Annotated in this window: 20 protein-coding genes; 19 read left to right on the top strand and 1 reads right to left on the bottom strand. The window is 71.9% G+C overall.

Features of this window, described 5'->3' with window-relative positions:
- The first annotated feature begins 126 nt into the window (after positions 1 to 126).
- The 19 genes from C3489_RS21170 (at position 127) to C3489_RS21075 (ending at position 21,447) form a co-directional block, all read left to right on the top strand.
- Complete coding sequence (locus tag C3489_RS21170; RefSeq protein ID WP_103783585.1) at positions 127 to 1,956, top strand: DUF5941 domain-containing protein; 1,830 nt, start codon at positions 127 to 129, stop codon at positions 1,954 to 1,956.
- Positions 1,953 to 2,705 (top strand): sugar phosphate nucleotidyltransferase, encoded by a 753-nt coding sequence (locus tag C3489_RS21165; protein ID WP_103783584.1) that lies wholly within the window; start codon positions 1,953 to 1,955, stop codon positions 2,703 to 2,705. The genes C3489_RS21170 and C3489_RS21165 overlap by 4 nt, the downstream gene beginning before the upstream one ends.
- Positions 2,693 to 3,754, top strand: coding sequence for an iron-containing alcohol dehydrogenase family protein (locus C3489_RS21160; protein WP_103783583.1), 1,062 nt, complete (start codon positions 2,693 to 2,695; stop codon positions 3,752 to 3,754). The genes C3489_RS21165 and C3489_RS21160 overlap by 13 nt, the downstream gene beginning before the upstream one ends.
- The gene (locus C3489_RS21155; protein WP_181139774.1) at positions 3,732 to 4,511 is read left to right on the top strand and encodes a CDP-alcohol phosphatidyltransferase family protein; all 780 of its coding nucleotides are present in this window, start codon (positions 3,732 to 3,734) and stop codon (positions 4,509 to 4,511) included. The genes C3489_RS21160 and C3489_RS21155 overlap by 23 nt, the downstream gene beginning before the upstream one ends.
- Positions 4,508 to 5,392 (top strand): glycosyltransferase family 2 protein, encoded by an 885-nt coding sequence (locus C3489_RS21150; RefSeq protein ID WP_103783581.1) that lies wholly within the window; start codon positions 4,508 to 4,510, stop codon positions 5,390 to 5,392. The genes C3489_RS21155 and C3489_RS21150 overlap by 4 nt, the downstream gene beginning before the upstream one ends.
- Positions 5,393 to 5,495: 103 nt before the next feature.
- A complete protein-coding gene (locus C3489_RS21145) occupies positions 5,496 to 6,425 on the top strand; it encodes an ABC transporter permease (protein ID WP_103783580.1) in 930 nt (309 codons plus the stop codon).
- A complete protein-coding gene (locus C3489_RS21140) occupies positions 6,418 to 7,197 on the top strand; it encodes an ABC transporter ATP-binding protein (RefSeq protein WP_103783579.1) in 780 nt (259 codons plus the stop codon). Before C3489_RS21145 ends, C3489_RS21140 begins: the two co-directional genes overlap by 8 nt.
- 359 nt (positions 7,198 to 7,556) lie before the next feature.
- Positions 7,557 to 8,462, top strand: a complete 906-nt coding sequence (hpnC, locus tag C3489_RS21135; RefSeq protein ID WP_103783611.1) for a squalene synthase HpnC — start codon at positions 7,557 to 7,559, stop codon at positions 8,460 to 8,462.
- On the top strand, positions 8,459 to 9,409 hold the full coding sequence (hpnD, locus tag C3489_RS21130; protein ID WP_181139773.1) for a presqualene diphosphate synthase HpnD: 951 nt from the start codon (positions 8,459 to 8,461) through the stop codon (positions 9,407 to 9,409). The genes hpnC and hpnD overlap by 4 nt, the downstream gene beginning before the upstream one ends.
- A 190-nt stretch (positions 9,410 to 9,599) precedes the next feature.
- Positions 9,600 to 11,018 (top strand): hydroxysqualene dehydroxylase HpnE, encoded by a 1,419-nt coding sequence (gene hpnE / locus C3489_RS21120; RefSeq protein ID WP_308460816.1) that lies wholly within the window; start codon positions 9,600 to 9,602, stop codon positions 11,016 to 11,018.
- Positions 11,019 to 11,089: 71 nt separating this feature from the next.
- On the top strand, positions 11,090 to 12,154 hold the full coding sequence (locus tag C3489_RS21115; protein ID WP_181139775.1) for a polyprenyl synthetase family protein: 1,065 nt from the start codon (positions 11,090 to 11,092) through the stop codon (positions 12,152 to 12,154).
- 116 nt (positions 12,155 to 12,270) lie between these two features.
- Positions 12,271 to 14,295 (top strand): squalene--hopene cyclase, encoded by a 2,025-nt coding sequence (gene shc, locus C3489_RS21110; protein ID WP_103783575.1) that lies wholly within the window; start codon positions 12,271 to 12,273, stop codon positions 14,293 to 14,295.
- Entirely contained in the window at positions 14,295 to 15,092 is a 798-nt protein-coding gene (locus C3489_RS21105; protein ID WP_103783574.1) for a 1-hydroxy-2-methyl-2-butenyl 4-diphosphate reductase, read from the top strand. Before shc ends, C3489_RS21105 begins: the two co-directional genes overlap by 1 nt.
- Before the next feature lie 5 nt (positions 15,093 to 15,097).
- Complete coding sequence (gene hpnH, locus C3489_RS21100; protein WP_103783573.1) at positions 15,098 to 16,120, top strand: adenosyl-hopene transferase HpnH; 1,023 nt, start codon at positions 15,098 to 15,100, stop codon at positions 16,118 to 16,120.
- Positions 16,121 to 16,124: 4 nt separating this feature from the next.
- Positions 16,125 to 17,288, top strand: a complete 1,164-nt coding sequence (gene ispG / locus C3489_RS21095) for a flavodoxin-dependent (E)-4-hydroxy-3-methylbut-2-enyl-diphosphate synthase (protein ID WP_103783572.1) — start codon at positions 16,125 to 16,127, stop codon at positions 17,286 to 17,288.
- Between the two features lie 31 nt (positions 17,289 to 17,319).
- Positions 17,320 to 19,221 (top strand): 1-deoxy-D-xylulose-5-phosphate synthase, encoded by a 1,902-nt coding sequence (dxs, locus tag C3489_RS21090; protein ID WP_103783571.1) that lies wholly within the window; start codon positions 17,320 to 17,322, stop codon positions 19,219 to 19,221.
- Positions 19,218 to 20,603: an aspartate aminotransferase family protein gene (locus C3489_RS21085; protein ID WP_103783570.1), complete on the top strand. Its 1,386-nt coding sequence runs from the start codon at positions 19,218 to 19,220 to the stop codon at positions 20,601 to 20,603. The genes dxs and C3489_RS21085 overlap by 4 nt, the downstream gene beginning before the upstream one ends.
- Positions 20,604 to 20,710: 107 nt before the next feature.
- Complete coding sequence (locus tag C3489_RS21080; protein ID WP_103783569.1) at positions 20,711 to 21,328, top strand: helix-turn-helix domain-containing protein; 618 nt, start codon at positions 20,711 to 20,713, stop codon at positions 21,326 to 21,328.
- A complete protein-coding gene (locus C3489_RS21075) occupies positions 21,325 to 21,447 on the top strand; it encodes a DUF6126 family protein (protein ID WP_103783568.1) in 123 nt (40 codons plus the stop codon). Before C3489_RS21080 ends, C3489_RS21075 begins: the two co-directional genes overlap by 4 nt.
- 12 nt (positions 21,448 to 21,459) lie before the next feature.
- Here C3489_RS21075 and C3489_RS21070 read toward each other — a convergent pair whose 3' ends face one another.
- Complete coding sequence (locus tag C3489_RS21070; RefSeq protein WP_103783567.1) at positions 21,460 to 22,257, bottom strand: tyrosine-protein phosphatase; 798 nt, start codon at positions 22,255 to 22,257, stop codon at positions 21,460 to 21,462.
- Positions 22,258 to 22,345: the final 88 nt, after the last annotated feature.

Here is a 22,345-nt window from a genome sequence, read left to right as displayed (position 1 = left end):
TGAACAAGCGCTTCGCGGCATCCGATAGCCTCTGCCGACATGCCGCCCGCCTGGTGCAGCCAAGGGCGCCCCCCATCATGCACACGACCGGCGTCCGACGCGCCGGTGTCCAGGGAGTGAGTTCGGTTGTCGACCGCCATCCTCACCGGCCAGCCGGTCCCCGGAGCGTCGATCGAGGACGACCTGCGGGCGCTGGGCTTCGAGGTGCGCCCCGCCGCCGACGCCGCCGACGCCGAGGCCCTGCTCGCCGCCGTCCCCGCCGACCAGCGCGTCGCCGTCGTCGACAGCCGCTTCGTCGGCCACCTGCACGCCCTGCGGCTCGGCCTGACCGACCCCCGCTTCCCGATCGCCGCGATCCCCGGCGCCGTGACCGCGCAGCCCGCCGGCCGCCAGGCCCTGACCCGCGCGATGGCCCGCGAGACGACCTCCGCGTGCGGCGGCGCCCCGGGCGCCACCCACACCGCCGTCGCCGGACTCGCCGACCGCGTCACCGCCGCCCTCGACGCCGAGGGCACCGACGTGCACCGCCCCGCGCTCGGCAGCCTCGTCGCCGCTGTGCCCGCCGACCCGCAGTCCCGCAACGAGGCGCGGCAGGCCGTCGCCGCCGTCGACGAGGAGGCCGTACGCCTGAAGTCGGCCGTGAAGGCCGGTGACGGCTTCTTCACCACCTTCTTCATCAGCCCGTACTCCCGCTACATCGCCCGCTGGTGCGCCCGGCGGGGACTCACCCCCAACCAGGTCACCACCGCCTCCCTGCTCACCGCGCTGATCGCCGCCGGCTGCGCGGCCACCGGCACCCGCGGCGGGTTCGTCGCGGCCGCCGTCCTGCTCATCGCGTCCTTCGTGCTCGACTGCACCGACGGCCAGCTCGCCCGCTACTCCCTGCAGTACTCCACGCTCGGCGCCTGGCTGGACGCCACCTTCGACCGGGCCAAGGAGTACGCCTACTACGCGGGCCTCGCCCTGGGAGCGGCCCGCGGCGGCGACGACGTCTGGGCGCTGGCGCTGGGCGCGATGATCCTGCAGACCGGCCGGCACATGGTCGACTTCGCCTTCCACGAGGCCGAGGACGACGCGCCCGCCACGTCCGGGGGCAAGCCCGCCGCCCCGACCGACCGGCTCGACGGCACCGGCTGGACGCTCTGGCTGCGCCGCATGATCATCCTGCCCATCGGCGAGCGCTGGGCCATGATCGCCGTCCTCACCGCGGCCACCACCCCGCGCATCACCTTCTACGCCCTGCTCGTCGGCTGCGCCTTCGCCTCCGTGTACACCACGGCCGGCCGGGTGCTGCGCTCGCTGGCCCGCCGAAGCGCCCGCCGCACCGAGCGCGCGGCGCGGGCGCTGGCGGACCTGGCCGACTCCGGGCCGCTCGCCGACGGGCTCGGCCGCGTGCTGCCGGGGCGGCTGCCCGCCCTCGCCGCCCCCGCGGTCGCCCTGCTGGGCGGCGCCGCGGTCGTCGCCGTCTCCGCCCTGACCGGACATGGCACGTTCTGGCCCGCCCTCGCGGCCGCCGGCTACGTCCTGACCTCCGCGTTCGCCGTGGCCCGCCCGCTCACCGGAGCGCTCGGCTGGCTCGTCCCGCCGTTCTTCCGCGCCGCCGAGTACTGCACCGTGCTCGCGCTGGCCGCGACAGCGGACGTGAACGGGGCGCTTCCGGCGGCTTTCGGGCTGGTGGCGGCCGTCGCCTACCATCACTACGACACGGTGTACCGCATCCGCGGCGACGCCGGGGCGCCCCCGGCCTGGCTGGTGCGCGCCATCGGGGGGCAGGAGGGGCGGACGCTGCTCGTGGCCGTACTGGCCGCGCTGCTCACCGCCTCGCAGTTCAAGGTCGCGCTCACGGCACTGGCCGTGATCATCGCCCTGCTGGTGCTCGTCGAGAGCATCCGCTTCTGGGTGTCCGCCCACAAGGGCGGCGCACCCGCCGTACACGACGAAGGAGAACCCGCATGATCGGCCTCGTGCTGGCGGCCGGCGCCGGACGGCGTCTGCGCCCCTACACCGACACCCTGCCCAAGGCGCTGGTGCCGGTCGGGCCCGAGGGCGCCGAGGACAGCCTCACCGTCCTGGACCTCACCCTCGGCAACTTCGCCGAGGTGGGGCTGACCGAGGTCGCGGTCATCGTCGGTTACCGCAAGGAAGCCGTGTACGAGCGCCGGGAGGCCCTGGAGGCCAAGTACGGCCTGAAGATCACCCTGATCGACAACGACAAGGCCGAGGAGTGGAACAACGCCTACTCCCTGTGGTGCGGCCGTGACGCCCTCAAGGACGGCGTGATCCTCGCCAACGGCGACACCGTGCACCCGGTCTCCGTCGAGAAGACCCTGCTCGCCGCCCGCGGCGACGGCAAGAAGATCATCCTCGCGCTGGACACCGTGAAGTCCCTCGCCGACGAGGAGATGAAGGTCGTCGTCGACCCCGACAAGGGCGTCCAGCGCATCACCAAGCTGATGGAGCCCGCCGAGGCGACCGGCGAGTACATCGGTGTCACCCTCATCGAGGGCGACGCGGCCGCCGAGCTGGCCGACGCGCTGAAGGCCACCTTCGAGCGCGACCCGCAGCTGTACTACGAGGACGGCTACCAGGAGCTCGTCAACCGCGGCTTCAAGATCGACGTGGCGCCGATCGGCGACGTCAAGTGGGTCGAGATCGACAACCACGACGACCTCGCCAAGGGGCGTGTGATCGCGTGCCAGTACTGACCCGGCTGATTCCCACGCCGGTCGTCGTGGACATCCGCCCGGGTGCCCTCGACGACCTGGCGGGCGTCCTCGCCGACGAGCGGATCTCGCACTCCGGGCGGCTCGCCGTCGCGGTCAGCAACGGCTCCGGCGCCCGCCTGCGCGAGCGCGTCGCGCCCTCGCTGCCCGGCGCCACCTGGTACGAGGTCGGCGGCGGCACCCTGGACGACGCGATCCGGCTGGCCGGGGACATGAAGGGCGGCCGCTACGACGCGGTCGTCGGCCTCGGCGGCGGCAAGATCATCGACTGTGCCAAGTTCGCCGCGGCACGCGTCGGGCTGCCGCTGGTCGCCGTGCCGACCAACCTCGCGCACGACGGCCTGTGCTCCCCGGTCGCCACCCTCGACAACGACGCCGGGCGCGGCTCCTACGGCGTGCCCAACCCGATCGCCGTCGTCATCGACCTGGACGTCATCCGCGACGCCCCGGCCCGCTTCGTGCGCTCCGGCATCGGCGACGCCATCTCCAACATCTCCGCCATCGCGGACTGGGAGCTGGCCAACCGGGTCAACGGCGAGAAGATCGACGGCCTGGCCGCGGCCATGGCCCGGCAGGCGGGCGAGGCCGTGCTGCGCCACCCCGGCGGCATCGGCGACAACGACTTCCTCCAGGTCCTCGCCGAGGCCCTGGTCCTCAGCGGTATCGCCATGTCCGTCTCGGGCGACTCGCGGCCGTCCTCCGGCGCCTGCCACGAGATCAACCACGCCTTCGACCTGCTCTACCCCAAGCGGGCCGCCAGCCACGGCGAGCAGTGCGGGCTCGGCGCCGCCTTCGCGATGTACCTGCGCGGGGCGCACGAGGCGTCGGCCCACATGGCCGAGGTGCTGCGCCGGCACGGGCTGCCGGTGCTGCCCGCCGAGATCGGCTTCACGACCGAGGAGTTCGTCAAGGTCGTGGAGTTCGCCCCGGAGACCCGGCCCGGCCGCTACACGATCCTGGAACACCTCGCCCTCACGACCGAACAGATCAAGGACGTCTACGCCGACTATGTCAAGGCCATCGGTAGCTGAACTCCGCCCGGTCGTGCATCCCGCGGGGGTCAAGGACCGGCGCAGCGGTGAGCACTGGGCGGGCCGCCTCTACATGCGAGAGGTGTCCCTGCGGATCGACCGCTACCTGGTGAACACCAGGGTCACGCCCAACCAGCTCACCTACCTGATGACCGTCTGCGGCGTGCTCGCGGCGCCGGCGCTGCTGGTGCCCGGCATCCCCGGCGCGGTCCTCGGTGTGGTGGCGGTCCAGCTGTACCTGCTGCTGGACTGCGTCGACGGCGAGATCGCCCGCTGGAAGCAGCAGTACTCGCTCGGCGGGGTCTACCTGGACCGGGTCGGCGCGTACCTCACGGACGCCGCCGTGCTGGTCGGCCTCGGGCTGCGCGCCGCCGACCTGTGGGGCAGCGGCCGGATCGACTGGCTGTGGGCGTTCCTCGGCACGCTGGCCGCGCTCGGCGCGATCCTGATCAAGGCCGAGACCGACCTGGTCGGCGTCGCCCGCCACCAGGCCGGGCTGCCGCCGGTCAAGGAGGCGGCGTCCGAGCCGCGCTCCTCCGGCATGGCGCTGGCCCGCAGGGCCGCCGCGGCGCTGAAGTTCCACCGGCTGATCCTCGGCATCGAGGCGTCGCTGCTGATCCTGGTGCTGGCGATCGCCGACCAGGCCCGCGGCGACCTGTTCTTCACCCGCCTCGGCACCGCCGTGCTCGCCGGGATCGCGCTGCTGCAGACGCTGCTGCACCTGGTGTCCGTCCTCGCCTCCAGCAGGCTGAAATGAGCGCCCCGCTCAAGGTCGGCGCGGTCGTCATCACCATGGGCAACCGCCCCGAGGAGCTGCGTGCCCTCCTCGACTCGGTCGCCAAGCAGGACGGCGACCGGGTCGAGGTGGTCGTGGTCGGCAACGGCTCGCCCGTGCCGGACGTCCCCGCGGGCGTACGTACGATCGAGCTGCCGGAGAACCTCGGCATCCCCGGCGGCCGCAACGTCGGCATCGAGGCCTTCGGGCCGGGCGGGCGGGACGTCGACATCCTGCTCTTCCTCGACGACGACGGCCTGCTCGCCCGCACCGACACCGCCGAGCTGTGCCGCGAGGCGTTCGCCGCCGACGACGAGCTCGGCATCATCAGCTTCCGCATCGCCGACCCGGACACTGGCGTCACCCAGCGCCGCCACGTGCCGCGGCTGCGCGCCTCCGACCCGATGCGCTCCTCCCGCGTCACCACCTTCCTCGGCGGCGCCAACGCGGTGCGCACCAAGGTCCTGCAGGAGGTCGGCGGACTCCCGGACGAGTTCTTCTACGCCCATGAGGAGACCGACCTGGCCTGGCGGGCCCTGGACGCGGGCTGGATGATCGACTACCGGTCCGACATGGTGCTGTACCACCCGACCACAGCGCCCTCGCGGCACGCGGTCTACCACCGCATGGTCGCCCGCAACCGGGTCTGGCTGGCCCGCCGCAACCTCCCTGCCCCCCTCGTCCCGGTCTACCTCGGGGTCTGGCTGCTGCTCACGTTGGCCCGCCGTCCCTCCGGGCCCGCGCTGAAGGCCTGGTTCGGCGGATTCCGTGAGGGCTGGACCACTCCTTGCGGTCCCCGCCGCCCCATGCGGTGGCGTACGGTGTGGCGGCTGACCCGGCTGGGCCGGCCCCCCATCATCTGAGAAGCTCGTTCCCGACGGCACGCCGGCGGGCCCGACCCCTGGCCCCCGGCATGTGTCCAGCCCGCACAGGCTGCGCATCGAAACGAAGACGAAAGTTTCCACTGTGAGTGAGACAACGCATGACGGGACAGTCGCGGTGAGCGCGGCCCCGTCGCCCGACGAGGGCCTCACGGCGGCGCAGCTCGCCGCCCGGTACGGGCTGTCCGTGAGCGGCGCCCGGCCGCCGCTGACGGAGTACGTCCGCCAGCTGTGGGGCCGGCGCCACTTCATCATGGCCTTCTCCTCGGCCAAGCTGACCGCCCAGTACAGCCAGGCCAAGCTCGGCCAGCTGTGGCAGGTGGCCACGCCGCTGCTGAACGCCGCCGTGTACTACATGATCTTCGGGCTCATCCTGAAGGCGAACAAGGGCATGGACCGCGAGGTCTACGTCCCGTTCCTGGTCACCGGCATCTTCGTCTTCACCTTCACGCAGAACTCGGTGATGGCCGGTGTCCGCGCGATCTCCGGGAACCTCGGCCTGGTGCGCGCGCTGCACTTCCCGCGCGCCTCGCTGCCGATCTCGTTCTCGCTGCAGCAGCTCCAGCAGCTGCTCTTCTCGATGATCGTGCTGTTCATCTTCGCGATCGGCTTCGGCAGCTACCCGGACATGTCCTGGCTGCTGATCATCCCGATCCTGCTGCTGCAGTTCTGCTTCAACACCGGCCTGTCGCTGATCATGGCCCGGGCCGGCGCCAAGACGCCGGACCTGGCGCAGCTCATGCCGTTCATCATGCGCACCTGGATGTACGCGTCGGGCGTGATGTTCTCCATCCCGGTGATGCTCGCCGACAAGCCGCAGTGGATCGCCACGGCGCTGCAGTGGAACCCGACCGCGATCTACATGGACCTGATGCGCTTCGCCCTGATCGACGGCTACGGCGCGGGCAACCTGCCCGACCACGTCTGGGCGGCCGCGGCCGGCTGGGCCGTGCTGTTCGCGGTGGGCGGCTTCGTGTACTTCTGGAAGGCGGAGGAGAGGTACGGCCGTGGCTGAGCACCGAGGCGCCGAGCGCGTCCCGACCGTGATCGCGGACGACGTTCACATCGTCTACCGCGTCAACGGCGCCAAGACCGGCAAGGGCAGCGCCACCGCCGCCCTCAGCCGCATACTCAAGCGCGGCGAGGAGCGGGGCGTGCGCAAGGTGCACGCCGTACGCGGGGTGTCGTTCGTCGCCTACAAGGGCGAGGCCATCGGCCTGATCGGCTCCAACGGCTCCGGCAAGTCGACCCTGCTGCGCGCCATCGCCGGACTGCTGCCCTGCGAGAAGGGCAGGGTCTACACCGACGGCCAGCCCTCGCTGCTGGGCGTGAACGCGGCGCTGATGAACGACCTGACCGGCGAGCGCAACGTCATCCTCGGCGGCCTGGCCATGGGCATGTCCCGCGAGGAGATCAAGTCCCGCTACCAGGAGATCGTCGACTTCTCGGGCATCAACGAGAAGGGCGACTTCATCACCCTGCCGATGCGCACCTACTCCTCCGGTATGGCGGCCCGGTTGCGGTTCTCCATCGCGGCGGCCAAGGACCACGACGTCCTCATGATCGACGAGGCGCTGGCCACCGGTGACGCGAAGTTCCAGAAGCGCTCCGAGGCGCGCATCCGGGAGCTGCGCAAGGAGGCCGGCACGGTGTTTCTGGTCAGCCACAGCAACAAGTCGATCCGCGACACCTGCGACCGGGTGCTGTGGCTGGAACGCGGCGAACTGCGCATGGACGGCCCCACCGAAGAGGTCCTCAAGGAGTACGAGAAGTTCACGGGCAAGTAGCCGCCCAGCGGCAGGGCCCCGTCGGACCGGCTCCGGCGGGGCCCTCGCCGTGCAAAGGAAGCGTCAACTCCGTGCGGCCCCAGGAATCTTGACGTGAATCGGTGTGTTGTTGTGATGCGCGGGACACCCCGGCGATCCCCCTTGCGTTGTACAACGTAAGCTGGAGCAGTCCCCAAAGGCGGCAAGTGGGGAGATACTGCGCGACATCCTCCGCCGGGGAGGCCGCGCGGGGGTCGGGCGGCGTGTCCGAAATAGTGTGTATCGGGTCCGCGGTGTAGAACGGGAGATGTGACGGCTATGGCTACGGAAACTCCCCAGCTGGGCGCAGCGTGTGCCGTCCCCGCCCCGGGCAGCCGGCGGTGACGGAAACGGCGACGGCGCGTCCCACCGGAGATCCGGAGCGCGGCACTCTCGCCAAGGCCGCGGACGAGAACTTCCCCGTGGCCCCCTTCTTCCTGCCCCGGGCCTGGCGTGACGACCTCATGGCCGTCTACGGCTTCGCCCGGCTGGTGGACGACATCGGCGACGGCGACCTCGCCCCCGGCGGCGCCGACGCCCGGCTGCTCGGCGTGTCACCGGGCGAGGCCGAGGACCGTCTCGTGCTGCTCGACGCCTTCGAGGCCGACCTGCGGCGCGTCTTCGACTCCACCCCGCGTCACCCGCTGCTGCGCCGGCTCCAGCGCACGGTCCGCCGCCGCGCGCTCACCCCCGAGCCCTTTCTCGGGCTGATCGCCGCCAACCGCCAGGACCAGCTCGTCAGCCGCTACGAGACCTGGGACGACCTGGTGGCCTACTGCGAACTGTCCGCCAACCCCGTGGGCCGCCTGGTGCTCGCCGTCACCGGCACCGCCACGCCCGAGCGCGTCCGCCGCTCCGACCACATCTGCACCGCGCTGCAGATCGTCGAGCACCTCCAGGACGTGGCCGAGGACCTCGGCCGCGACCGCGTCTATCTGCCCGCCGCGGACATGAAACGCTTCCACGTCCAGGAGGCGGACCTCGCAGCGAGCAGCGCGGGCGCATCGGTGCGCGCGCTGGTCGCGTTCGAAGCGCAACGCGCCCGGCGGCTGCTGAATGAAGGCGCCCCCCTGGTGGGTAGCGTCCACGGCAGGCTGAAGCTGCTGCTCGCGGGGTTCGTGGCGGGGGGAAGGGCGGCCATCGACGCGATCGCCGCCGCCCGGTACGACGTACTTCCCGGCCCGCCCAAGCCCGGCAAGGTGCAGTTGCTGCGCGAGGTGGGCGTGACCCTGCGAGGAGAGGGGTGATCCGGACCGTGGAGCCTCCGTCACACGTGTCCGCACCGGTACTCGCCGCCTACCGCTACTGCGAGGCCGTGACCGGACAGCAGGCCCGTAACTTCGCCTACGGCATCCGGCTGCTGCCCGCGCCCAAGCGGCGCGCGATGTCGGCGCTGTACGCGTTCTCGCGCCGCGTCGACGACATCGGCGACGGTGCGCTCGGTAACGATGTCAAGGTGGCCCGGCTGGAGGACACCCGGGCGGTGCTGGCGCGCATCCGCGCCGGCGAGGTCGAGGAGGACGACACCGACCCGGTCGCGGTCGCCCTCGCGCACGCCGCCGCGCAGTTCCCGATCCCGCTGGGCGGCCTGGACGAACTCATCGACGGCGTCCTGATGGACGTACGCGGCGAGACGTACGAGACCTGGGACGACCTGAAGGTGTACTGCCGCTGCGTGGCGGGAGCCATCGGCCGCCTGTCCCTCGGGGTGTTCGGCACGGAGCCCGGGGTGCGCGGCGCCGAGCGCGCGCCGGAGTACGCCGACACGCTGGGGCTCGCGCTGCAGCTCACCAACATCCTCAGAGACGTCCGCGAGGACGCCGAGGGCGGCCGGGTCTACCTGCCCGCCGACGACCTCGCCAAGTTCGGCTGCTCGGCCGGGTTCCACGGGCCGACGCCACCGGAGGGCTCCGACTTCGCGGGCCTCGTGCACTTCGAAGTGCGACGGGCCCGCGCCCTTTTCGCCGAGGGCTACCGGCTGCTGCCGATGCTCGACCGGCGCAGCGGCGCGTGCGTGGCCGCGATGGCCGGCATCTACCGCCGGCTGCTGGACCGCATCGAACGCGAACCCGAGGCCGTGCTGCGCGGCCGCGTCTCCCTGCCCGGCCGCGAGAAGGCCTACGTCGCCGTGCGCGGCCTGTCCGGCCTCGACGCCCGACACATCTCCCGTCAGACCGTCAGGAGGCGCACTTGATGGACCACAGAGTCGAAGACCCGGTGGGCCACACGTCCCGGGACCGCACAACGGCCGTCCACGGGCCGCTCGGCCGGGCGGCGGGCGGTGCCGGCCGCGCAACCCGCGGGTGCGCGCAGGCGTCCCTGTCGGCGATGGTCCGGTGTGCCGGCTTCGAGGGGCACGGGGCGGCCGTGGGGGAGGGGACGCTGTGAGTGACGGAACGTTGCCGCAGGCGGACAGTCCGGGGCACCCGGACGGCGGCCGGGACGCCGTCGTGGTCGGCGGTGGGCTCGCCGGGATCACCGCGGCCCTCGCCCTGGCCGACGCCGGGATGCGGGTCACCCTGCTGGAGGGCAGACCGAGGCTGGGCGGCCTGGCCTTCTCCTTCCAGCGCGGCGACCTCACCGTCGACAACGGCCAGCACGTCTACCTGCGCTGCTGCACCGCCTACCGCTGGTTCCTCGACCGCATCGACGCCACCGCACTGGCCCCGCTGCAGGACCGCCTCGACGTACCCGTGGTCGACCTGGACAAGCCGCAGGGGCGCAGGCTCGGCCGGCTGCGGCGCGACGCCCTGCCCGTACCGCTCCACCTCGGGCGCAGCCTCGCCACCTACCCGCACCTCTCGCTCGCCGAACGGGCCAAGGTGGGGCGTGCCGCGCTCGCGCTGAAGGCGCTCGACCTCGCCGATCCCGCGCTGGACACCCAGGACTTCGGCAGCTGGCTGGCGGCGCACGGCCAGTCGGCGCGTGCCGTCGAGGCCCTGTGGGACCTGGTCGGGGTCGCCACGCTCAACGCGGTCGCCTCCGACGCCTCCCTGGGGCTGGCCGCGATGGTGTTCAAGACCGGTCTGCTGTCCGACCCGGGCGCGGCCGACATCGGCTGGGCGCGCGTCCCCCTGGGCGACCTGCACGACCGGCTGGCCCGCAAGGCGCTCGACTCCGCGGGCGTGCGTACCGAAGTCCGTACACGCGTCACCTCCGTCTCTGAAGACGGAAACGGACGGCTGCGCGTTCAGGTTCCCGGCGAAACCCTCGTCGCGGACGCCGTCGTCCTCGCCGTACCCCAGCGCGAGACCCACGCACTGCTGCCGCCCGGGGCCCTCGACGCCCCCGAGGACCTGCTGCGGATCGGCACCGCGCCCATCCTCAACGTGCACGTGGTCTACGACCGCAAGGTGCTCGACAAGCCCTTCTTCGCCGCGCTGGGCACACCGGTGCAGTGGGTCTTCGACCGCACCGACGCGTCCGGGCTGCGCGCGGGACAGTACCTCGCGCTGTCCCAGTCGGCCGCGCAGGAGGAGATCGACCTGCCCGTGGCCGAGCTGCGCGAGCGGTATCTGCCCGAGCTCCGGCGGCTGCTGCCCGCTGCGCGCGGTGCCGAGGTGAAGGACTTCTTCGTGACCCGGGAGCGCACGGCGACGTTCGCTCCCACCCCCGGCGTCGGGCGGCTGCGGCCCGGCGCCCGCACCAAAGCCCCCGGCCTGTACCTGGCCGGAGCGTGGACCGCCACCGGGTGGCCCGCGACCATGGAGAGTGCGGTCCGCAGCGGCGTGAGCGCGGCGGAGGCCGCGCTCGGCGCCCTGGGCCGGCCCCGCCCCCGCCGGCTCTTCGAGGAGGCGGCCTGATGCTCGCAGAGCGAGACGCGGCAGGCTCCCGCACCTCCGGTACCGCAACAAGAGGAGTAACTGTGCCCCCTGTGCCTCCGGCCTCGACGGCCGCTCAAGCGTCCGCGGCGGACGTGGCCGCGCTGTTGGAGCGCGGCCGGACACTGGCCACGCCGGTACTGCGGGCGGCGGTCGACCGCCTGGCACCTCCCATGGACACCGTCGCCGCCTACCACTTCGGCTGGATCGACGCGGCGGGCAACCCCGCCTCCGGCGACGGCGGCAAGGCGGTGCGCCCCGCCCTGGCCGTGCTGTCCGCCGAGGTGACCGGGGCCGCACCCGAGACGGGCATCCCCGGCGCGGTCGCCGTCGAGCTCGTCCACAACTTCTCGCTGCTGCACGACGACCTGATGGACGGCGACGAGCAGCGCCGCCACCGCGACACCGTGTGGAAGGTGCACGGCCCCGCCCAGGCCATCCTGGTCGGCGACGCCATGTTCGCGCTCGCCAACGAGGTCCTGCTGGAGCTCGGAACGGCCGCCGCGGGCCGCGCCGCCCGACGTCTGATCACCGCCACCCGGTCCCTGATCGACGGTCAGGCGCAGGACATCTCCTACGAGCACCGCGACCGCGTCAGCGTCGAGGAGTGCCTGGAGATGGAGGGCAACAAGACGGGCGCCCTGCTCGCCTGCGCCAGCTCCATCGGCGCCGTGCTCGGCGGTGCCGACGACCGCACCGCCGACACGCTGGAGAGGTACGGCTATCACCTGGGCCTGGCCTTCCAGGCCGTCGACGACCTCCTCGGCATCTGGGGCGACCCGGAGGCCACCGGCAAGCAGACCTGGAGCGATCTGCGCCAGCGCAAGAAGTCCCTGCCGGTGGTGGCCGCGCTCGCGGCGGGCGGCCCCGCCTCCGAGCGGCTCGGCGACCTCCTCGCCGCCGACGCCAAGGCCAGCGACTTCGAGAACTTCTCCGAGGAGGAGTTCGCGGCCCGCGCCCGCCTCATCGAGCAGGCCGGCGGCCGGGAGTGGACCGCCGAGGAGGCCCGCCGCCAGCACACCATCGCCATCGAAGCCCTCGACGCCGTCGACATGCCCGACCGGGTGCGGGCGCACTTCACGGCGCTCGCCGACTTCGTCGTCGTACGAAAGAGATGATCGCCATCGGCCGAATGACCCTCGCTTAGTCGCCGGCCGGGCGCTTCGGGCAACGAGCACCGGCCGACGGCGGACCCACAGCAGCACGACTCGCACGACTGCACGAAGGGGAAGCCATGACAGCGACGACCGACGGAAGCACCGGGGCGACCTTGCCGTCCCGGGCTGCCGCGGCCAGCGAAACCGACACCGAGACCCCCGCGGCGGCCGGGGTGCACGAGGCCGCCACCCGCGCCGTCCAGCGCGCCACCGACTACCTGCTCTCGAAGCAGGACGCCCAGGGCTGGTGGAAGGGCGACCTGGAGACGAACGTCACCATGGACGCCGAGGACCTGCTGCTGCGCCAGTTCCTGGGCATCCGCGATGAGGACACCACCCGCGCCGCCGCACTGTTCATCCGCGGCGAGCAGCGCGAGGATGGCACCTGGGCCACCTTCTACGGGGGCCCCGGCGAGCTGTCCACCACCGTCGAGGCGTACGTCGCCCTGCGGCTGGCCGGCGACGCGCCCGACGCCCCGCACATGGCGAAAGCCTCCGCCTGGATCCGGGAGCAGGGCGGCATCGCCTCCGCCCGCGTGTTCACCCGCATCTGGCTGGCCCTGTTCGGCTGGTGGAAGTGGGAGGACCTGCCCGAACTCCCGCCCGAGCTGATCTGGTTCCCGCACTGGGTGCCGCTCAACATCTACGACTTCGGCTGCTGGGCCCGGCAGACGATCGTGCCGCTCACCATCGTCTCCGCCAAGCGCCCGGTGCGCCCCGCGCCCTTCCCGCTGGACGAGCTGCACACCGACCCGGCGAACCCGAATCCGGCCCGGCCGCTCGCGCCCGTGGCCAGTTGGGACGGCGCCTTCCAGCGGCTGGACAAGGGGCTGCACGCCCTGCGCAAGGTCGTCCCGAAGCGGCTGCGCAAGGCCGCCATGGACACCGCGGCCCGCTGGATCATCGAGCGCCAGGAGAACGACGGCTGCTGGGGCGGCATCCAGCCCCCGGCCGTCTACTCGGTCATCGCGCTGCACCTGCTCGGCTACGACCTGCAGCACCCCGTGATGCGCGCGGGCCTTGAGTCGCTGGACCGTTTCGCCGTGTGGCGCGAGGACGGTGCGCGGATGATCGAGGCCTGCCAGTCCCCGGTGTGGGACACGTGCCTTGCGACCATCGCGCTCGCCGACGCCGGGGTACCCGCCGACCACCCGCAGCTGGTCAAGGCCGCCGACTGGATGCTCGGCGAGCAGATCGTGCGCCCCGGGGACTGGTCGGTGAAGCGGCCCGGACTCCCGCCGGGCGGCTGGGCGTTCGAGTTCCACAACGACAACTACCCCGACATCGACGACACCGCCGAGGTGGTCCTCGCCCTGCGCCGGGTCGCGCACCACGACCCCGAGCGCGTCGAGAAGGCCATCTCCCGCGGGGTGCGCTGGAACCTCGGCATGCAGTCGAAGAACGGAGCCTGGGGCGCGTTCGACGTCGACAACACCAGCCCCTTCCCCAACCGGCTGCCGTTCTGCGACTTCGGCGAGGTCATCGACCCGCCCTCGGCGGACGTCACCGCGCACGTCGTGGAGATGCTCGCCGTCGAGGGACTCGCCCACGACCCGCGCACCCGGCGCGGCATCGAGTGGCTGCTGGCCGAACAGGAGCCGGACGGCTCGTGGTTCGGCCGCTGGGGCGTCAACTACGTCTACGGCACCGGCTCCGTCGTGCCGGCCCTGGTGGCCGCCGGCATCCCCTGCTCGCACCCCGCGATCCGGCGGGCCGTGGCCTGGCTGGAGTCCGTGCAGAACGACGACGGCGGCTGGGGCGAGGACCTGCGCTCCTACAAGTACTCCAAGGAGTGGAGCGGCAGGGGCGCCTCCACCGCCTCCCAGACGGCGTGGGCGCTGATGGCACTGCTCGCGGCCGGGGATCGGGACTCCAAGGCCGTCGAACGCGGCGTGGAGTGGCTGGCCGCCACCCAGCGCGAGGACGGCTCCTGGGCCGAGCCCTACTTCACCGGCACCGGCTTCCCGTGGGACTTCTCCATCAACTACCACCTGTACCGGCAGGTGTTCCCGCTCACCGCGCTCGGCCGGTACGTCCACGGCGAGCCCTTCGCCGACCGGCTTCCCGCACACCGGGCCCGCGCCGAGGCCAAGGGGACCTGATGAGCACCCAGCCCGCCCCGGCCCCGCTGCTGATCGCCTGCGCGCTCGGCATCGAGCACCTCGCCCTGCGCGCCGGGGACAGGCGCGCGAAGCGCTGGGGTGCGCCTGTGCCGAGAGGACGTGGGGGCACCCCCTGCTCGAAGAGCTTGGGGGAGCGCAAAGGCCCCGACGAAGGAGGGGCTGAGCACGGTCGGCCTCTCGGCACAGGCTTTCAGCGCCCCGGCGCGCAGCCAGACCGATACGCGGCGGGTGGGCCGGTCACCGTGTTGCGCACCGGGATGGGGCCCAAGGCGGCCGAGCGTGCCGTCGGACGGGCTCTGACCGACCCGGCGCTGGCCGAAGCCGCCGTGCTGGCCACCGGCTTCTGCGCGGGGCTCGCCCCGGGCATGCACCCCGGCGACCTGGTCGTGGCCGAGGAGACCCGGGACGCGCGGGGCACCGTGCCCTGCCTCGGCACCGAACTGCTCGTCAAGGAACTGACCCGCACCCTGCCCGGACGCACCGTCCACACCGGCCCCCTCACCGGCTCCGACCACGTCGTACGCGGCGCCGAACGGTCCGCGCTCGCCGCCGGCGGCGCGATCGCCGTGGACATGGAGTCGGCCGCCACGCTGCTGAGCGCCGTACGGGCGGGCGAGCGCCCGGTTGCGGCCGTCCGGGTGGTCGTGGACGCTCCAGAACATGAACTCGTCCGGATCGGCACGGTGCGCGGTGGAATATCTGCTTTCCGCGTTCTTCGATCCGTATTGCCTACTTTCTTCGAATGGCACCGCAATGTGCTGCTCCCCCGGAGGTGAGCCCTATGGCCATGCCGCTGCGCCAGTCCATCAAGGTCGCTACATACCTGGCCGAACAGAAGCTGCGCAAGCGGGACAAGTTCCCGCTGATCGTGGAGCTTGAGCCGCTGTTCGCCTGCAACCTCAAGTGCGAGGGCTGCGGCAAGATCCAGCACCCGGCGGGTGTGCTCAAGCAGCGCATGCCGGTCGCCCAGGCCGTGGGCGCCGTGCTGGAGTCCGGTGCGCCGATGGTGTCCATCGCGGGCGGCGAGCCCCTGATGCACCCTCAGATCGACGAGATCGTGCGCCAGTTGGTGGCCAAGCGGAAGTACGTCTTCCTGTGCACCAACGCCATGCTGCTGCGCAAGAAGATGGACAAGTTCACGCCCTCCCCCTACTTCGCCTTCGCCGTGCACATCGACGGGCTGCGCGAGCGGCACGACGAGTCCGTGGCGAAGGAGGGCGTGTTCGACGAGGCCGTGGAGGCCATCAAGGAGGCCAAGAAGCGCGGCTTCCGGGTGACCACCAACTCCACCTTCTTCAACACCGACACCCCGCAGACCGTCATCGAGGTGCTCAACTACCTCAACGACGACCTCAAGGTCGACGAGATGATGATCTCGCCCGCCTACGCCTACGAGAAGGCCCCCGACCAGGAGCACTTCCTCGGCGTCGAGCAGACCCGCGAGCTGTTCAGGAAGGCCTTCGCGGGGGGCAACCGGCGCCGCTGGCGGCTCAACCACTCGCCGCTCTTCCTGGACTTCCTGGAGGGCAAGGTCGACTTCCCGTGCACCGCGTGGGCGATCCCCAACTACTCGCTGTTCGGCTGGCAGCGCCCCTGCTACCTGATGAGCGACGGGTACGTGCCGACGTACCGCGAGCTGATCGAGGACACCGACTGGGACAAGTACGGCCGCGGCAAGGACCCGCGCTGCGCGAACTGCATGGCCCACTGCGGCTACGAGCCCACCGCCGTGCTCGCCACCATGGGCTCGCTCAAGGAGTCCCTGCGCGCCATGCGCGAGACGGTCTCCGGAAACCGGGACTGAGGCGATGACCGCCGTCTCCCTGGGGGTCCCCGAGGTGCCGGCCCGGCCCCTCGCCGCGCGGCGCGTCTCGCGGCGGATCCAGGTCGGGCCGGTGCCGGTCGGGGGCGGGACCCCGGTGTCGGTGCAGTCGATGACGACGACCCGTACGTCCGACATCGGCGCCACCCTCCAGCAGATCGCCGAGCTGACCGCGTCCGGCTGCCAGATCGTCCGCGTCGCCTGCCCCACCCAGGACGACGCCGACGCGCTCGCCACCATCGCCCGTAAGTCCCAGATCCCGGTGATCGCGGACATCCACTTCCAGCCGAAGTACGTCTTCGCCGCGATCGAGGCCGGCTGCGCCGCCGTCCGCGTCAACCCCGGCAACATCAAGAAGTTCGACGACCAGGTCAAGGAGATCGCGCGCGCCGCCAAGGACCACGGCACGCCGATCCGCATCGGGGTGAACGCCGGTTCGCTGGACCGGCGGCTGCTGCAGAAGTACGGCAAGGCGACCCCGGAGGCCCTGGTCGAGTCCGCGCTGTGGGAGGCGTCCCTCTTCGAGGAGCACGGCTTCCGCGACATCAAGATCTCGGTCAAGCACAACGACCCGGTCGTGATGATCGAGGCCTACCGCCAGCTCGCCGAGCAGTGCGACTACCCGCTGCACCTGGGCGTGACGGAGGCCGGCCCCGCCTTCCAGGGCACCATCAAGTCCGCCGTCGCCTTCGGCGCGCTGCTCTCGCAGGGCATCGGCGACACCATCCGGGTGTCGCTGTCCGCGCCGCCCGCCGAGGAGGTCAAGGTCGGCATCCAGATCCTGCAGTCGCTGGGCCTGCGCGAGCGCCGGCTGGAGATCGTCTCCTGCCCGTCCTGCGGCCGCGCCCAGGTCGACGTCTACAAGCTGGCCGAGGAGGTCACGGCCGGCCTGGAGGGCATGGAGGTGCCGCTGCGGGTGGCCGTGATGGGCTGCGTCGTCAACGGCCCCGGCGAGGCCCGCGAGGCCGACCTGGGGGTCGCGTCCGGCAATGGCAAAGGACAGATCTTCGTCAAGGGCGAGGTCATCGCGACCGTACCCGAGTCGAGGATCGTCGAGACGCTGATCGAGGAGGCGATGAAGATCGCCGACCGGATGGAGCGGGAGGGCTCCGGCTCCACCGCCGGGAAACCGGCAGTGACGGTGAGTTGACGTACGGCACGGACCGAGAGGGGGCCCGAGCGTGACCATTCTGGAGACCATCCGTGGACCACGCGACCTGAAGGCGCTGTCCGAGGCGGAACTGGGTGAACTGTCCCAAGAGATACGCGAGTTCCTGGTGCAGGCGGTCACCAGGACCGGCGGGCACCTCGGGCCCAACCTGGGGGTGGTGGAACTCACCATCGCCCTGCACCGGGTGTTCGAGTCGCCGGGCGACCGCATCCTGTGGGACACCGGCCACCAGTCCTATGTCCACAAGCTGCTGACCGGCCGTCAGGACTTCTCCAAGCTGCGCGGCAAGGGCGGCCTGTCCGGGTACCCCTCACGCGAGGAGTCCGAGCACGACGTCATCGAGAACAGCCACGCCTCCACCGCGCTCGGCTGGGCCGACGGACTCGCCAAGGCCCGCCAGGTGCAGCGTGAGAAGGGGCACGTCGTCGCGGTGATCGGCGACGGCGCGCTGACCGGGGGCATGGCCTGGGAGGCGCTGAACAACATCGCGGCGGCCAAGGACCGGCCGCTGATCATCGTCGTCAACGACAACGAGCGCTCCTACGCCCCCACCATCGGCGGCCTCGCCAACCACCTGGCCACCCTGCGTACCACCGACTCCTACGAGAAGGTCCTCGCCTGGGGCAAGGACGTCCTGCTGCGCACGCCCGTGGTGGGCACCACGATCTACGAGTCCCTGCACGGCGCCAAGAAGGGCTTCAAGGACGCCTTCGCGCCGCAGGGCATGTTCGAGGACCTCGGCCTGAAGTACGTCGGCCCCATCGACGGGCACGACATCCGTGCGGTGGAGTCGGCCCTGCGGCGTGCCAAGCGGTTCCACGGCCCGGTGCTGGTGCACTGCCTCACGGTCAAGGGGCGCGGCTACGAGCCGGCCCTGCGCGACGAGGCGGACCACTTCCACACCGTCGGCGTCATCGACCCGCTCACCTGCGCGCCGCTCACCCCGGCCGACGGGCCGTCGTGGACGTCGGTGTTCGGCGACGAGATCGTCAGGATCGGCGAGGAGCGGGACGACGTCGTCGCCATCACCGCGGCCATGCTGCACCCGGTCGGCCTCGGCGCCTTCGCCGAGCGGTTCCCGGACCGGGTGTGGGACGTGGGCATCGCCGAGCAGCACGCGGCCGTCTCCGCGGCGGGCCTGGCCACCGGCGGGCTGCACCCGGTCGTCGCCGTCTACGCCACCTTCCTCAACCGCGCCTTCGACCAGCTGCTGATGGACGTCGCCCTGCACCGCTGCGGGGTCACCTTCGTCCTCGACCGCGCCGGTGTGACAGGTGCCGACGGGCCCTCCCACAACGGCATGTGGGACATGTCCGTCCTCCAGGTCGTGCCGGGTCTGCGGATCGCCGCCCCGCGCGACGCCGACCAGCTGCGCGCCCAGCTGCGCGAGGCCGTCGCCGTGGACGACGCGCCGACCCTGGTCCGCTTCCCGAAGGAGTCGGTCGGCCCGTCGATTCCGGCGATCGACCGGGTGGGCGGCCTGGACGTGCTGCACCGCTCGGCGGACGTTCCCGAGGTCCTCCTGGTCGCCGTCGGCGTGATGGCGCCGGTGTGCCTGCAGGCCGCGGAACTGCTGGAGGCCCGCGGCATCGGCTGCACGGTCGTCGACCCGCGCTGGGTCAAGCCCGTCGACCCCGCGCTGCCGGGCCTGGCCGCCGAGCACCGGCTGGTCGCCGTCGTCGAGGACAACAGCCGCGCCGCGGGCGTCGGCAGCGCCGTGGCCCTCGCCCTCGGCGACGCGGACGTCGACGTACCCCTGCGGCGCTTCGGCATCCCGGAGCAGTTCCTGGCCCACGGCAAGCGCGGCGAGCTGCTGGCCGACATCGGCCTCACGCCCGTCGAGGTGGCCGGCCGGATCAGCGCGAGCCTGGCCGTCAAGGACGCGGACGGCACAGCCAAGGAGAGTGAATGACCACCGAGTTCGACCTCGGCGCCCTGCTCGCCGAGCGCGGCGCCGAACGCTACGAGCTGCACGCGAAGCACCTGAACGCCCAGCTCCCGCGCATGCTGCGCACCATCGGCTTCGACAAGGTCTACGAGCGTGCCGAGGGTGCCCACTTCTACGACGCCGACGGCAACGACTACCTGGACATGCTCGCCGGGTTCGGGGTGATGGGCCTCGGCCGCCACCACCCCGTCGTCCGCAAGGCGCTGCACGACGTCCTCGACCTCGGCCTCGCCGATCTCACCCGCTTCGACTGCCAGCCGCTGCCCGGTCTGCTCGCCGAACGGCTCCTCGCGCACAGTCCGCACCTGGACCGGGTGTTCTTCGGCAACAGCGGCACCGAGGCCGTGGAGACGGCCCTGAAGTTCGCCCGGTACGCCACCGGCAGAGGGCGCGTGCTGTACTGCGACCACGCCTTCCACGGCCTGACCACCGGCTCGCTGTCGGTCAACGGCGAGTCCGGCTTCCGCGACGGCTTCGCCCCGCTGCTGCCCGACACGGCGATCCCGCTCGGCGATCTCGACGCGCTGGAGCGGGAGCTGAAGAAGGGCGACGTGGCCGCCCTGATCGTCGAGCCGATCCAGGGCAAGGGGGTGTACGAGGCCCCGCCCGGCTATCTGCGCGCCGCGCAGGAGCTGCTGCACCGGCACAAGGCGCTGCTCATCGCCGACGAGGTGCAGACCGGCCTCGGCCGCACCGGCGACTTCTACGCCCACCAGCACGAGGACGGCGTCGAACCGGACCTGGTCTGCGTGGCCAAGGCCCTCTCCGGCGGCTATGTGCCGGTCGGGGCCACCCTCGGCAAGGAGTGGATCTTCAAGAAGGTCTACTCGTCCATGGACCGCGTCCTGGTCCACTCGGCCAGCTTCGGCTCCAACGCCCAGGCGATGGCGTGCGGCCTCGCCGTGCTGTCGGTCATGGAGCAGGAGCAGATCGTCGCCGGGGTGCGCAGGACCGGGGAGCTGCTGAAGTCCCGGCTCACCGCGCTCGTCGACAAGTACGAGCTGCTCGCCGACGTCCGCGGCCGGGGCCTGATGATCGGCATCGAGTTCGGCCGGCCGCAGTCGCTGAAGCTGCGCAGCCGCTGGGCCATGCTCCAGGCCGCCCGCAAGGGACTGTTCGCCCAGATGGTGGTCGTACCGCTGCTCCAGCGGCACCGCATCCTCACCCAGGTGTCCGGCGACCATCTGGAGGTGATCAAGCTGATCCCGCCGCTGATCATCGACGAGGCCGACGTGGACCGCTTCGTGGACGCCTTCACCGCCGTGATGGACGACGCGCACAGCGGCAGCGGGCTGATGTGGGACTTCGGCAAGACGCTGATCAAGCAGGCGGTCGCCCACCGGTGACGGCCCGGCCCGGGCTGGGCGGTCGCCCACCGATGAGGGCCTCTCCCGGCTTTTGTCTCTGAGGCAAGAAATTTGCCGCGGAGGCAAGGCTGCGGCTGAATGGAGGCATGAGCATCCCCGAGTCCGCGGAACCGGCCGGCGACCTGCCGGCCGTCGCTCCGCAGCTGCGCGCCCTGCGCCGCCGCGCCGGTCTCACCCTGGAGGCCGCCGCCCGCGCCGCCGGGCTGTCCCCGGCCCATCTGTCCCGGCTGGAGACCGGACAGCGCCAGCCCTCGCTGCCGATGCTGCTCGCGCTCGCCCGTATCTACGGTACGACCGTCTCGGAACTGCTCGGCGAGAGCGTCGCCGACCGGGACTCCGTCGTGCGCGCCGCCGACATGGAGCCCACGGCCGCCGGCGGCTGGACGTACTGGCAGGCCGGTGCGCCCGGCCGCGGCATGCAGGCCCTGCGGGTGCACGTGCCGCACGGGGCGCAGGGCGACATCGTGCGGGTGCACCCCGGCGAGGAGTGGCTGTACGTGCTGTCCGGGCGGCTCAGGCTGCGCCTGGGGGACGCCACCCACCGCCTCGGTCCGGGCGACAGCGCGCACTTCGACTCGCTGACCCCGCACCGTATCGCCGCCGAGGACCCCGGCGGTCTTGAGCTGCTGTTCGTCCACACCCTGCTGCAGAGCCCCACGGCCGCGCTGTGCCTGGGCCCTGCCCACCCCGGAGAGAGGCCATGAGCGATCGTGAGGAGAAGTTCCCCCGCACCCTGTGGATCCGGCTGATCATCTATCTGATCGTCGGGCACATCCTGGCCGGGTTCATCTGGCTGCTCTTCGAGGTGGGCGCCAACCAGTGAGGACGGGCCGCCTCAGTCGAGGAAGCGCTCGCGCAGCCGCTCCCGGGCCTCTGGGGTGAGCCGCAGCCCCTTCTCCAGGTAGGGGTCGACGCCGCCCCAGGTCTCCTCGATGGTGTCCATGGCCGCGGTGAGGTACTCGGCGCGGGCGTCGAAGAGCGGGCTGAGCAGCTCCATCACCTCGGGGGTGTAGGCCGACTCGGCGGAGGCGCTGCGGCGCACCTTGTAGCGGCGGTGCTTCTCGTTGGACTTCAGATAGTCCTCGACGATGGCGTCGCGCTCCACCCCGAGGGCGAGCAGGGTGACCGCTATGGACAGACCCGCGCGGTCCTTGCCCGCGGCGCAGTGCATCAGGGCGGGGACGCTGTCCTCGGCGAGCGCGTGCAGCACCTGCGAGTGCTCGGCCGTGCGCTCCTTGATGATCATGCGGTAGGAGGCGATCATCCGGTTCGCGCCCTTGCCGTCGGCGAGGATGCCGCGCAGCTGTTCGAGGTCGCCGTCGCGCACCAGCTTCCAGAACTCGGCGCCGTCCGCCGGGTCCGACAGCGGCAGGTTGACGTTGCGCACGCCCGGCAGCTCGACGTCCGGGCCCTCCAGCTTCTGGTCGGCGGCGTTGCGGAAGTCGAAGATCGTGTGCAGCTTCAGGGAGGAGAGGTAGGCCGCGTCCTCCTGTGTGGCGTGGGCGAGGTGGCCGCTGCGGAACAGCACCCCGTACCGCACCCGTCGTCCGTCGGTCGTGGGCAGTCCGCCCACGTCACGGAAGTTGCGCACTCCGGCCAGCTCCGGTTCGGTCGACGGCACCTGCTGCGTCACGAACGGCTCCTCCCAGTCCGCCCGCCGGCGCGGCTCAGGTGGCCGACGGGTGCCTCTCGACGATACGACATGGATTCCCGGGGCAACC

This window comes from Streptomyces sp. Ru71 (assembly GCF_002920535.1).
Taxonomy (GTDB): Bacteria; Actinomycetota; Actinomycetes; order Streptomycetales; family Streptomycetaceae; genus Streptomyces.
This window is presented reverse-complemented; position numbering and strand designations above follow the sequence as displayed.